The sequence below is a fragment of the Paenibacillus sp. HB172176 genome (genome assembly GCF_011947265.1).
Classification (GTDB): domain Bacteria; phylum Bacillota; class Bacilli; order Paenibacillales; family Paenibacillaceae; genus Pristimantibacillus.
Map to the genome: position 1 here is coordinate 20,730 of NZ_JAATHD010000025.1, position 13,345 is coordinate 34,074.

A 13,345-nucleotide genomic window follows, 5' to 3' on the forward strand; every position below is an offset into this window, starting at 1 on the left:
TGTTACGGCCGCCTCTACTTCATATATATCGCGCGGAGGTCGGCTCTATTCGCGTTCCCGGGGCGCCTTCACGCGCATTCGTGCTGGTTTCCAGCTCTACTCCCGCTCTCAGGACGGCCTGCTGCCGCTTTAGTAGCTGGTTGCCGGTTTTATTCGCTCTCCCCTCAGACGCTTTCACACGCATCGGCATTCTGTTTACAACGGTCTTACCTTCGTGAAGGTCTCGCCGAGCTTCGCGTAATCGTTGCCCGCAAGCCGGCTTACCGGCTGCAGCAGAGCCGCATCGATTCTGCCCTGCTCGATAAGCTCGTCGGCGATATGGAAACGTACGACGCGGGCGATCAGCAAATCGCAGGAGGGCGAGCCGTCCGTGCCTCCAAGCTCAAGCGCCTGCTCCAGCACGCATTCCATACGGATGCGGGCCTCTGCCGCTCCGGGGACTTTCACGACTTCGCTTGCCGCCCTCGTCAAGCCCGCGAGCTCGAACTCGCTCACCTCCGGCGGCGCGTTCGTCGCCGTCGTATTAATCGCGTCGATATAGCATTCATCGGAGATATGCACGACGAGCTCGCCCGTGCTGATCGCGTTCATCGCCGTATCCTTGTGCTCGCCGCCTCTTCGCTGTACGGAAACCGCGATCATCGGCGGATCGGCGGTCACGATGGTGAAGAAGCTGAATGGGGCGGCATTCAGCACGCCATCCTCTGACAAGGTCGTGACGAAGGCGATCGGCCTTGGAATTATGCTGCCGATCAGCAGCTTGTAATTGTCTTTCGCGCTTTGCGCACTTGGATCGATGCTTACCATATCTTGCTTCTCCTCCTCAGACCTCAGCTCCAGCCTCCCGCTTGACGGAAGATAACTGGAGCAAGGTTGTTAGTATGATTTGCTGGGTTCCAGTTGCTCCCCCTTACGCTTCAATCTGCAAAATTCAACTCAAACCAAGCCTTCGCCGCCATTGCCTCGGATTGCGTCAGCTGATGACCGCGCTGCTCCCAGTGCACGGTCACCGCTGCCCCCGCTCCGCCCAACAGCTGCTCCAGCTCGCTTGTCTCCTGCGGCGAACAAATGGGATCATTGTCGCCTGCGCCAATGAATATCGGCAAATTCGTCATAGCGGGAAGCTGAAGATCCCGAATCGGCACCATAGGATGATGCAGGATCGCCCCGATCAGCGAAGCCTCGTAATGGAACAACAAGCTTGCCGCGATATTCGCGCCGTTGGAATAGCCGATTGCGACAACTCGCCCCCTATCGAATCCGTATTGCTCCGCGGCCGTGTCGAGAAAATCATTCAGCTCGGCGGTGCGCAGCTTCAAATCCTCCAGATCGAAGACCCCCTCCGCCAAGCGGCGGAAAAACCTCGGCATGCCATTCTCCAGCACATTGCCTCTGACACCAAGAATGGACGATCCCGGAGATACCAACTGGGCAAGCCCAATCAAATCCCGCTCCGATCCGCCTGTTCCGTGGAGAAGCAGCAGCACGGGAGCCGCCGCATGGCTTCCTTGCATGAATACATGTTTCATAGCTCGATCTCCTCCCACTCTCTTACCACAAACGGTTTCAACAAGCCTTGGATCTCGGAGCGATGTCCTTCATACCACTCCGGCAGCATCAACTTCTCGCCAAGACTCTCCTGCGGCTCATCTCTTGCGAAGCCCGGAGGATCCGTCGCAATCTCGAACAGGATGCCGCCTTCTTCGCGGAAATACACCGCGTTGAAATATTGCCGATCGATAATCGGAGTCGGCTGATAACCATGCTCTGCGACCTGGGTTCTCCAACGCACATGCTCAGCGTCGTCCTTCGCTCTCCAAGCGATATGATGGACAGTGCCATGTCCGCCCGAGCCATGAGCCATTGGCGCAATATTCACGTCAATCGTGTTGCCGATTTCGCCGAATGAACGATACCGAGCGTACTCGCCATTCTCGCCGACCTTGTCCAGACCCATCACCTCTGCAAGCAGCTTGCCCGTCGATTCGGGCGCTGTGCTGAAGAGCACGGCTCCGCCGAAGCCTTTGATCGCTTTGTCCGTCGGAACGCCGCTGAACGACCACTCGCTGTTAGCGCCTTCCTCCCGAGCGACGATTTCTCCCCGCAGACCGTCAGGATCTTCAAATTGCAAATACTGCTCAGCGAAGCGCTCTGTTTCCTGGAATGCGACATTCAGCTTAGCAAGACGCTCACGCCAGAAGCCCAGCGCATCCTGGGGAACCACATAAGTCGTAATGCCGACCTGGCCTCCTCCGATGCGGCCTTTGCGAGAATCCTTCCATGGGAAGAAGGTGATGATCGTGCCCGGGCTGCCAGCCTGATCGCCGAAGTACAGATGATAAACCTCAGGCGCATCGAAGTTGATCGTTTTTTTCACCAAGCGAAGTCCCAGCACCCCTGCATAGAAATCAGCCGTTACCTGGGGATCGCGGACAAAAGCCGTAATATGGTGAATGCCCGCCGTTTGCACGCCGCCTACTCCATTCGTTATTGCCTCTCTGGCTTCCATTGCTCCACTTCCTCCCTTTACCCCGTTAGTCTCATTATGAAATTGATTTGTCATTTGAATACACTCTCCTTTAATTTGTGAAGTCTTAACATTAAGATATATGGTCTGGAAAAGCAGTCCCCTCAAGCTCTGCTATTGAAAGGACTGCTGCGCCGAAATGCCTAGCTTCTTCAAGAGGATGCTTGCTTGCCGCTGCTCCTCCTCGGTAAGTCCGCTTACCGTTTGTTCAATGACCTTAGTATGCTTCGGGAAAATGCTCTGTATGAATTGCTCGCCCTGCTCGGTTGCTTCCGCGTAGATGAGCCGCCGATCTTCCGTCGAGGCGCGCCGTTTGACGAGGCCTTTCTTCTCCAGCTTGTCGACCACATAAGTAATGTTGCCGCTGCTCATCAGAACCTTGCCGCCAATCTGCTGCAAGGGCTGCGGGCCTTTGTGAAACAAAAGCTCCAGCACGCCGAACTCGGTTCGATTGAGACCATAGCTTCGAATGTCGCGATCCGCATGAGCGTTCACCCATTGACTTGCCCGGGATAAAGCAATAAACAGCTCCAATGCCGCGTTCGCATTCTTTTTTGCATTTCCCGCATTGTTTTCAGCCATTTCATCGCCTCCCTTCTTGATGTTAAATATCTTAAATTAAAGATAACAGACAGTCAGTCTGTTGTCAAGCACTCGCTTTTCTTTTCTCTAACTTTGAAAATCAAGAAAACCGCAGATCGGTGAGTCTATGCGCTCACGACTACGGTTTTCTCAACTGCTTGATGCTATTAAATATTCATTGCGTTACTATTCACAATTTCACAGTTCGTTCAGCCTACATCGATAATTCAAGCAGCAAAGCAATCATCTTCGCCGTCTGCTCGCGTGTAGCCGCTTCTTGCGGAGCGAACACATAACCGCTTCCGTTCGTGCTCATTCTGCCGTTGATAATGCCCGCTGTCTGCATGGCCGCGACTGCGTCAGCCGCGTACTCATGGATGGACGCCGCATCCTCGAATGTCATCTCATCGTTCACAGCCGGAAGCTGGATGCCCATCATTGCCGCGTAACGCATAATCATCGTCGCCATCTGCTCTCTCGTAATGCCCGCCCTCGGCTCGAACTTATCTTCGCCGCTGCCCTGCACAATGTCATTCGAGGAAGCCCACTCGACGGCCGCCGCGTAATAATCCGTTGGAGCCACGTCGCTGAAGCTGGACGCCGTAACCGCTTCAAGCTCTACGTCTGCCAAGCGGCTGAGCAGCAGCGTAAAGTCCGCTCTTGTCATGCCGCCCATCGGCATGAATTTGCCTTCGCCGACGCCGTTCAGAATGCCTGCCGCCGCAAGGGCTTCAATGTTCGCTTTGGCATAGCTGGAGTCGATGTCCGTGAAGTCTGTTGTTGCAGTCGGTTCCTCGACCGGCTCTTCCACTGTCTCCTCCGATGGCTCCTCTGTCCCTTTCTCATCAATCTCGTACACGCCGACCTTGCCGCCTACTTCAAAAGCAACCAGCAGAAGCGGCTTGCCCGTCGGGCTGTCCGATGCCGAAATGAAGCTCATGCCCTCCGGCCCCGTGTCCGTATCGAGGTTCACTTCGCCATCCGCCGTCTCGAACACGCGGGAATTCACATAGCTCGCGAACTTCGGCTCCATCGGATCCGTAATGTCGTACATCATCACGCCGCCTACGCGCTCCAGTCCTACGAAAGCAAAGGTTTTGCCGCCGATGACGCCGACCTGCACATCCTCAGGCTCCGGTCCTTTCTTCTCGCTGCGATCATCGAACTTCGCTTTGCTGTTGCTTGTGTTGAAGAAATCCGGCACGCGGTCGTACGTAATTTGCTCGAAATCGCTGCCGCTGTCATACACCTGCTCCATGGAGGAAGCGTCCCAGATCGAGAAGGAACGACCTCCGTACATGTAGATGCCGTCATGGCCCATATCCGTTACGGCTTCAACGCCGTCGTAAGCCTCGGTATTTTGCAGGAACTTGTAAGCCTCGGAGTCCGGATCTAGCATTGTCTTCAAGTCGCCAACCTCGCCTGCGCTCGTCAGATTCGGCCATTCCGTCGCGTCGCCTTCATTGGCGGTCAAGAGATACGTCTTGCCGTCCACCGAATAGGAAGCGATGCCGTCCGGCATGTACAAGCCGTAGAAGGGCACATTCTCAAGCTTGAATTCCTTGTCCTTCCGCAGATCAAGCGCGTTCGCCGGATCATTGTAATCCTTGAGCCCAAGCGATTTCACAGATTTGACGCTATGATTCGCAATATCGATGGCCGCGATCGCATTATTCTCTTGCAGAGTCACATATGCAGTGCCGTTATCCTCGGACAACGTGATATATTCCGGCTCGAAATCATACACAGCCATCGCCTTCGTGCCTGGTCCGTCAATTATACCGTCTGCATTCGCTTCGCCGCGAATATGCACATCGTCCGCAATCACATCTTCATTGTCAAAATAAACCTGAACGCTTGTCCCATCCTCCGTATTCACAATCGTGACGCTGCCCTTCCCGTCTTCGCCCGGCACGCCCGTGCGCGGCTCCGCTTCATCCGCCGTCAGCACATATTTGCCGTTTGTGGTGGAGATAATCATATCTGGCTGCACGCCCGCCTCATATTCGGCAACCAGCTCGCCGTCGTAGCTAAGCGCGAGAATCTTGCCCTTCGCCCCTGAGTCTGCAGCTTGCACCGCCACATAAACCAGCTTATTAACCCTGTTAACCGTTACACTTGTCAGATCGCCGAACGCGAAGCCGTTCGTTTCGGAGAGCTCTTTTACCAGCACCGACTTATCCAGCTTGAGCTCGCTGCTCGACGGATCGAGACTGACAATTTCCAGGCTCGGCGGGTTTGCGGAACCATTAACGACATAAAACTTCCCGTTGTCCTTGTTATACTTCACGATCTCGGCCACGCCGCCGTCTTCGTTGCTCATGCCGACGGAGAAGCTTGCGATTTTGTTCATGGTATAGGAATCCTGGAATTTGCTCTCTGCGGATGTCGGGTTAGCACTCGTCGTTGTCGCCAACTCCACCCCGGTTGACGGATTCCCGCTCTTTGTTGTCGCCAGCTCCTCCGCGTTTGCGATCGCAACGCCTGTTGCACCAAGCAGCATCTGGGAAGCCATAACCACGGATAGAATCATTGCACTCTTCTTCAAGGGATATTCACTCCTAAGTGTTCGATTTATATCCAAAGTGTAAAGGCGATTTGTTTGGGGATTGTTAAGAATGAGGTTAAGCTATTGTAAAGAGTTGAAGCTTCATCTGCGTCTTAAGCGGGGGGGCACGTTCCTAATCAGCTTCATCCCGATTCGGAAGAAGTCATTTCCGCGCTTGACTCTCCAAGTCATTCCCGCTACAATATGGTTCAATACAGGAAAGTCATATCGTTACAGCTAGGAAGAGAAGGAGTAGCTTAACCCGCGTATGCGACAAGCGAGCCGGCAATTAGTGGAAGGTCCGGTGCATAAGCCTTAAGTGAATGGATCTCTTCGCCTCAAACCGAACCATCAGACGATTCATGCGAGTCGACTGCCGCAGTAGGCTTTGACGGAAGCTCCCCCCGTTATCTTAGGGAGACATGATCGAAAGTATGTCCGCAGGCGGCGCTAAGCTTTATAAGCCTCGTTTGCTCGGCTCCGTTCATGGCAAAGAGCGGCCGGACGGCCGAATCTGGGTGGCAATCGCGGAGTTAACGCTTCGTCCCTTTCACGGGGACGTGGCGTTTTTTTGTTTTTACAGCTCAACATGAGCTTAGGGAAGCTTAGGGAGGGAGGACAGGATTCTAACGAAGAATCATAAAGCTTTACGTCCAAAGTCGGTCGTTTTTGAAATCTAACGAGCCAATGAGGCTGTTGATTAACTGTAGACTGGGCTGCAATGCTGATTTCCAGCGCTGCAGCTTCGGACGACGGGCCGACGGACGCTCTAGCGCTGCAGACTCGGACGACGGACCGATGTGCGCTCTAGCGCTGATTTCCAGCGCTGCAGCTTCAAAAGTGGTACCTGCTGAAGTGTTCTACAGGTAGGTGATCCACAGTTAATCGATAGCCTCCCAATATTCGTTAGAGCTCACTAACTTACTTGAGAGCCCTATTTAGTTTCACATTCTGAAGAAAAGAGGTAATGACAATGACCAAACGTTTCTTATCCGGCATCAAGCCAAGCGGCGATCTGAACATCGGCGGGTATATCGGCGCACTACGGCAATTCGTTCAGCTGCAAGAAGAGGGCGAATGCTTCTTCTTCATTCCCGATCTGCACGCTATCACGGTAGCGCAGGATCCGAAGGAGCTTCGCGAACGGTCGCGCCAGCTTGCCGCGTTCTACATCGCCGCGGGCATCGATCCCGAGCGCAATGCGATCTTCATGCAATCCCATGTGCCAGCGCATGCCGAGCTCGGATGGATCATGGAGACGCAGGCTCATTTCGGCGAGATGAGCCGCATGACGCAGTTCAAGGACAAATCTGCGGGTAAAGACAATGTGAGCGCGGCCTTGTTCACCTATCCGGCATTGATGGCGGCGGATATCCTGCTGTACGGAGCCACTCATGTACCGGTGGGCGACGATCAGAAGCAGCATCTCGAGCTGACGCGCGACCTCGCGACACGCTTCAACAACCGCTATGGCAAGACCTTTGTCGTGCCGGAGCCGATGATCCAGGAAGTTGGCGCGCGAGTGATGGGACTTGACGATCCGTCCAGCAAAATGAGCAAGAGCAATCCGAACGCCAGCAGCTACATTCTATTGCTTGACGAGCCGAAGCTAATCCGCAAGAAATTCTCGCGCGCCGTTACCGACTCGGACATGAGCGTACGCTACGACTGGGAGACGAAGCCTGCCGTCAGCAATCTGATCGAGATTTTTTCCGTATTTTCCGGCATGGGCATTGGGGAGGTCGAGAAGCATTTCGAGGGGCAGGGCTACGGCAATTTCAAGAAGGAGCTTGCGGAGGTCGTCGTGGAGAAGCTCGACCCGATTCAACAGAAGTATGCGGAGATTGTGCATTCCGAGGAGCTCGACCGCATTCTGAGAAGAGGCGCGGAGCAAGCGGCGCAGGTCGCGAATGAGACGCTGCGTTCAGCGAAGGACGCGATGGGTCTGCTGTTGCTGTAGAGCGACGAGCGACAGGGAGCTTCAGAGCTGCTGAGGCGTGACTCAGTCGAACTCTAGCTGCCGCAATTGTGCGGCTAGTACTGTTAAAGCGCGAAGTCGCTCATTGCGACTGTATCGAACATTCGCATGGAGTCGCTCTTCTCCAACTGGCTCGATTGTTCACATGAGACTGCTCTTCTCCAATTGGCTCGATCATTCGCATAAGGTTGCTCTTCTCCAACTGGCTCGATTGTTCGTATGCGACCGGTAGCTCGAGCTGCCTCCTCTAACGGAACTGACAGCCCTTAATAGGCTGAAAACACACCTGATAACATTCTAACGGAACCAGCAGCGCTTAATTTGCCATAACGGTCCTTGATTTCTGCATATTGATGCGAATAAGCGCGCTGGGTTCCGTTAAAATCTCAAACGGCTGTAACAAGCAAGAATAAGCGCGCTCTGTTCCGTTAGATTACAAAATACCCTTTCAAACGAACCTCTCTCCCAGGCGCCGACCATCTTTCAAGCACCATAGCACTGCTAACCATCGTGCCGCTAAGCCACTGACTCGCCCTTTCGCTTATGCCTAATCTTTCCAGCCCTTTTACGCCCATACTCCTCTAACGCATACGTCTTACTATCCACCATCCGCACACTCCTCCCACGCATACTCCTCCCATCCACCATTCCCATACTCCTCTCACGCATACGCCTTTCCATCTACCGTTCCCATACGTTCTTAACCGCTGATTACCCTGCGTTCACCCTTCTCATCCTCGCGCCGGCTTCAAATCCTTCCGGAGCGACCATCTCCACCTGAATCGCCTCAGGCGCGCGGACCTCCAGCTCAAACTCGCGCCGCCCGTCCGCTTCCGTCAAGCGCCATGACACGTCAATCCTGCCTCCGCCAGGCAGCGGCACCGCTCCCCGCGCCCAAGTCAGATCCCCCGGCTGCGGAGCAACGCGCACGCTGGCCCAGCCGCTCGAAGCCTGACGCACGCCAAGCACACTTGTGCCAAGGAAGTAGCCCGGCGCAGCCGACCAGGCATGGCAATGGCTGCGGGTCAGCATTTTCGGATTCGGCCGATTCACGGCGGAATCCGGATACATCTCCCAGCAGGTCGTCGCTTCATGCTCAATCATCTGACCGAAGTTGCCTCGTATATCGTCCAGCATGAGATCGTAGCGCCCCAGCTCCTCCAGCGCCTCATAGTAGAAGAACGCCATAAACGGACTTCCAATCTGTACGAAATCCTTCGGCGGATGCTCGAGATAACCGGCAATGCAACGCTTGCGCCCGCCTTCCGCAATTCCGTTCAAGAACGCAATGACCTGCGTCTGAATGCTGAACGTCTTCGATCTTCTTCCATCCGCATGAATGCAGTCGATGTACGCCTGCCGCTCATCATCCCACAGATGCTCGTTAATCGCTGCCGCCAGAGCGTCGCCCGCCGCCGTGAAGACCGCGCCTTCCTCGCCTGTTCCCGCCGCTTCAGCCAGTCTCGCCGCCGCCTTCAACGTTCTCGCGAAAATCGCGTTCTGATGCGTGACAACTCCGTTGCGAGGCTGGTCGATTGGCGCCCAATCGAGGAGATTCCAGCCTCGAATGAACAGAAGGCCGCGTTCGTCCAGCTTCTCCAAATAATGCTCCAGCGTGAAACGAACCTTCGGCCAAATTTCCTTCGCGAACGCTTTGTCCCCTGTATGCTCGGCAAACTCCAGACATGCGATCGCCCAGAAGAAGGTCCAATTCGGAATCACGCTGCTCCAGCCGCTCGGCACCTGATCGGCATAAAGCGGCGTCTGAAAGCGCGAGCCGGGCACCAGCTCCAGACAATGCTTCACCATGTCGGTCTCGCCGAACACATAATAATTGACGAGCGCTTCATTGCGGCTGTCGCCAACCCAGAACGCTTGCTCATAGGCCGGACAATCAACGAAGGTGTCCTCCATGCACAGACGAGTCGTATGCTTGCTGATCTCCCAAATATCGTTCAGCAGCGGGTCCGAGCTATGGAAGCGTCCGATTTCCGCTACGGGATAGTTGCTCTGCAGGATTTGAACCCCGTACAGCCTAACAGGTCGCGTCGCTCCGCTCACTGTGACCATCAGATAACGAAGGCCGCGCCGGACAGGCGACTCATAGCTCTGTCGGCCTTCCTTGCATACATAACGCAGCGTATTGTCCAGAATGTAGGTGTCCTGGCGCCAGCCGTCCTTCATATATTCATAGCCGTAGAAATCAAACGTCGTCCCCGCAGGCGCGTCCGCCTCGAAGCGCAGATAGCCCGACCATTCCTTGCCAAAATCCAAAATCAACTCCATCCCGCTTCCTTCGCGCGGAACGATAACAGCCGGTTCGGCACTGGCCATACATACCGTTTGCAGCTTCAAGGGAACGGGCAAGCTTTTCTCCTCCCGCTTCCAGATGCTCCTCGCGAATACAGAATCGCGTGAGACCAGAGCCCGAGAGATCGGCTTCGCCCATGGGGAATAACCCTCCAGTTGCTCGGGCGAGGAGATGCTTCGGAAGGAACGGTACGCGTCGAAATGCTCGAACGCTTCACCGTCTATTGTCCTGCTGCCGCCGAAGCCCTCATAGCCTGCGAGAAGATGGACCTCGTCCCGGTGATCGATCGACTCATATGTTGCGAATGGGCCAATCAGAACAAACGGCGAGGCCTCCGTGTTCGAATCTGTATTTGCATCTGCGTTCATGATCTCGCTTTCCGAAAGCGGCGAGACAAGCTTGATCGCAGCCTCGCAATCGATGCCGAAATGTAAGCCTGTTCCATGATCCGAGCCTGCAAAATCGAGCCATAGCAGATTATCCCCTTGGCTCAGGAGAACCCGGGCATACCGCTCCGGCAGCTCGCCCTCCATCTCTACCGTTGCCCGATATTCGCCGCGCAGCGATATCCCCTTAAGCGCGTTGAATCGACTGAGAATGCCGATCGTCGCTTCGGCCTCTTCGCTCGCCCGCACAATGACAGCTACATAGCCGATGAACGAGACGGGATTGGCATGCCCGGCGCTGCCCGGATCCATCGCGTTCCGAATATCGATGGCAGCCGTCCAGGAGACAGGCCTGGTTTCCTTCAGCGACTCCACGCGCACCGGCCAGACAAGCTCCTCCGTCAGCGCGGGAATCGGACTTTTGCGCAGGGACGTCCAAGGCTCGTCGCTCGGCTTGCCAACAAGGCTTGCCCACTCCCAATGATCGATGCCAGGCTTGCCGAGAAGACTTGCTCGTTCCCAACGATCGAAGCCAGACGCGCATGTCCCCCTCGTCCAGCTCTCATCCCAGCCTCTCGCGTCAACGCTTTCGGAGAAGCCAAGCTGCGTCGACATACGCTGGCTTCGCCTGTCATAGCCACCATGTCGCGCCGTCAGCCAGCCCTCATCCGTTCCGATCACGAGCTTCGCCCCATCCGCCTTCTCCACCTCCAATTGCGCGAGAAGTCCGCCTTGGCCCCGCAGATATTGAAACGTGGAGACGCCGTAATGCATAACCAGCACGGCAATCGCATTCTCTCCTTCTTGGAGAAGATGCCCTACATCATGGACATGATAGCTCTGTTCGGCCGGCCATGACCGAATCGGCCCCCTGCCGCACTGCTTCCCGTTCACATACAGTATATATCGCGAATCCGCCGTGATCGCAATCTCCGCTTCTTTTATTCCACCGTCCTGCAGCTCGAACGAACGCTTGAAGCATCTCCACGCATTGCGCGGACTATCCTCGTCGCCGCCCCAAATCCAGCTCGCCTGCCAATTCGTTTCCCGCTCCGTCATCCTCTCGTCCCCTTTGCCTTGTCGTTCAATCCCCCTTATTTTACTACCAGCAGAACAAGTATATTGAGGGTATAATCAGACAAAGAATAGGGATGATTCGGACAAAAATAGATTGCAGAATCCCCCTCATTCTACTATGCTCGTAGAAAGAGGCGGGCGCGGCTACAGCCAGCATGCATGCATGAATCCCCGCAATCCGCGAAGGAGCGAAGCGACATGTCCATCCATCATCCGATTTCCATCACAAGAGGCGATCTGTTCTTCACCGAGGAGCTGCCGCTGCATGTGAACAGAGTTGCCGAGTCCTTCAAGCTGCAGAAGCATACGCATGATTTTATCGAGATTTGCATCGTGACGGAGGGAGAAGGAGAGCATTACATCGACGATACTCACTTCAAAGTGTCCAAAGGAGATCTCTTCTATATCCCGATCGGCATGTCCCATGTGTTCAGGCCGAGAACGACCTCGGAAGCCAAGCGTTTGGTCGTTTATAATTGTATTTTTACCACGGCTTATCTGGTCGAATTGATGGCCAAGCATCCGCTTGAGCCCGCTATCCCGACCTTCTTCAATGAGCTGGGGCAGCAGTGCCGACGCCTGTCGCTGCAAGACGAGAACGGCGAAGCGGAGCGAATCTTGCAGCGCATGCATCTCGAGTATACCCAACGCATAACCGGTTATTCCGCCTGCCTGCAAGCGGGTTTGGTCGACTTGCTGGTGCATGTCTATCGGCAAAGCAACGCCTCTCTCTCGGCAAGCAACGATAGCGTCGACAATCGTCTCCGGGAATGGCTCCTCCGCATCGACCGGGATGCCGCTTCATCATACCCCGCGGAGGAGATCGCCTCCGCGATGGGCATCAGCGCGCGCCATTTGCAGCGGCTGGTCAAGGCCGCAGCGGGCATGACGCTGACCGAATACATTCAGAGCTCCCGAATCAAACAAAGCCGACGGCTGTTAGGCGAGACGAATCTGAAGATCAGTTCCATCGCGGCATCCGTCGGCTATCAGGATATGAAGTTTTTCAATCGCCTGTTCAAACAGAAATGCGGCATGACGCCAAGTCAATTCCGCAAGGATTTGCGGAACAAGAGCCGTTAACCGCTCAGGTCGCAAGAGAGCCAATCACTCCCGCCCCATCATGCCAGCATGTACACGCAAGGAGCGCCAGAGACGAACGGTTATCCCCCATTCGCATCTGGCGCAATATGATCCGGCTTTAATTGACGCCCTGAGCCGCCTCCGAGCTCGCCTCGAGATTCGCCTGCTTCTCCAAGCGAGCGATAAACTCTCGCATGAAGCCCGGCAGATCCGGCCATGCATGCCCGCTCACCAGATTGCCGTCCGCCTGCAGCGTTTCCTCGCCGTAGATCGCGCCAAGCGCTTCCACATCGAGTCGACAAGCGCCGTAAGCCGTCATCAATCGACCGTTGAAGTAAGACTTGTCCTCTACTGTTGCGAATACTTGAACGGCATGGCAGATGGCTCCGACAGGGAGATCATTCGCGAGGAAATAACTGATAATACGCCCGAGATGAGCGTCATTCCGAATATATTCAGGAGCTCTGCCGCCTGGTATCAACAGACCGCCATAATCCGACGGCTCAACATCCGCGAAGGAAAGATGCGATTCCAACTGATAGCCCGGCTTCTCCGTATAAGTGTCCCAGCCCTCGAAATCATGCACGACGGTGCGAAGCGTCTTCTTGCTCGGCGAAGCGATGACCGCCTCGTAGCCTTCCTCCAGCATCCGGTAATAAGGATAATACACTTCCAATGATTCGGCGGCGTCTCCTGTTACAATCAAAATTTTCTTCGACAACAGATTCACTCTCCCTAACGAGATATTGAGTTCCTCTCCAATTGTCATTTATTTCTATCCATCTGTAAACGGGGATAATCGCTTGCATTCTGACTGCTTTTGTCGAAATATTGCCATTGACTCTCCTATCGT

General features: G+C 55.0%; 10 protein-coding genes. 3 read left to right on the forward strand and 7 right to left on the reverse strand.

The annotated features are described in order from the left end of the window. Positions 1–195 precede the first annotated feature (195 nt). The 5 genes from HFP08_RS23770 to HFP08_RS23790 all read right to left on the reverse strand — a co-directional run bounded on the left by HFP08_RS23770 (position 196) and on the right by HFP08_RS23790 (position 5,657). Complete coding sequence (locus tag HFP08_RS23770) at positions 196–807, reverse strand: flavin reductase family protein (protein ID WP_168123119.1); 612 nt, start codon at positions 805–807, stop codon at positions 196–198. A gap of 110 nt (positions 808–917) precedes the next feature. After that, the gene (locus HFP08_RS23775) at positions 918–1,529 is read right to left on the reverse strand and encodes an alpha/beta hydrolase (RefSeq protein ID WP_168123120.1); all 612 of its coding nucleotides are present in this window, start codon (positions 1,527–1,529) and stop codon (positions 918–920) included. Then, positions 1,526–2,509 carry a ring-cleaving dioxygenase gene (locus HFP08_RS23780; protein WP_168123121.1) on the reverse strand — a complete coding sequence of 328 codons (984 nt, stop codon included), beginning with the start codon at positions 2,507–2,509 and terminating at the stop codon, positions 1,526–1,528. The genes HFP08_RS23775 and HFP08_RS23780 overlap by 4 nt, the downstream gene beginning before the upstream one ends. Positions 2,510–2,641: 132 nt before the next feature. Beyond that, on the reverse strand, positions 2,642–3,109 hold the full coding sequence (locus HFP08_RS23785) for a MarR family winged helix-turn-helix transcriptional regulator (RefSeq protein WP_168123122.1): 468 nt from the start codon (positions 3,107–3,109) through the stop codon (positions 2,642–2,644). Positions 3,110–3,323: 214 nt separating this feature from the next. After that, positions 3,324–5,657 (reverse strand): choice-of-anchor I family protein, encoded by a 2,334-nt coding sequence (locus HFP08_RS23790; RefSeq protein ID WP_168123123.1) that lies wholly within the window; start codon positions 5,655–5,657, stop codon positions 3,324–3,326. A gap of 422 nt (positions 5,658–6,079) precedes the next feature. Between HFP08_RS23790 and HFP08_RS23795 the strand changes: the two genes are divergently transcribed. Both HFP08_RS23795 and trpS read left to right on the forward strand, forming a co-directional pair. After that, positions 6,080–6,250 (forward strand): hypothetical protein, encoded by a 171-nt coding sequence (locus HFP08_RS23795; protein ID WP_168123124.1) that lies wholly within the window; start codon positions 6,080–6,082, stop codon positions 6,248–6,250. A gap of 380 nt (positions 6,251–6,630) precedes the next feature. Beyond that, positions 6,631–7,617 (forward strand): tryptophan--tRNA ligase, encoded by a 987-nt coding sequence (gene trpS / locus HFP08_RS23800; RefSeq protein ID WP_168123125.1) that lies wholly within the window; start codon positions 6,631–6,633, stop codon positions 7,615–7,617. Positions 7,618–8,346: 729 nt separating this feature from the next. Here trpS and HFP08_RS23805 read toward each other — a convergent pair. Then, a complete protein-coding gene (locus HFP08_RS23805) occupies positions 8,347–11,391 on the reverse strand; it encodes a family 78 glycoside hydrolase catalytic domain (protein WP_168123126.1) in 3,045 nt (1,014 codons plus the stop codon). 216 nt (positions 11,392–11,607) lie between these two features. Between HFP08_RS23805 and HFP08_RS23810 the strand changes: the two genes are divergently transcribed. Then, on the forward strand, positions 11,608–12,492 hold the full coding sequence (locus HFP08_RS23810; protein WP_168123127.1) for a helix-turn-helix domain-containing protein: 885 nt from the start codon (positions 11,608–11,610) through the stop codon (positions 12,490–12,492). 118 nt (positions 12,493–12,610) lie between these two features. Here the strand turns inward: HFP08_RS23810 and HFP08_RS23815 are convergent, their stop codons facing one another. Then, positions 12,611–13,213 carry a DJ-1/PfpI family protein gene (locus HFP08_RS23815; protein WP_168123128.1) on the reverse strand — a complete coding sequence of 201 codons (603 nt, stop codon included), beginning with the start codon at positions 13,211–13,213 and terminating at the stop codon, positions 12,611–12,613. Between the last annotated feature and the right edge of the window lie 132 nt (positions 13,214–13,345).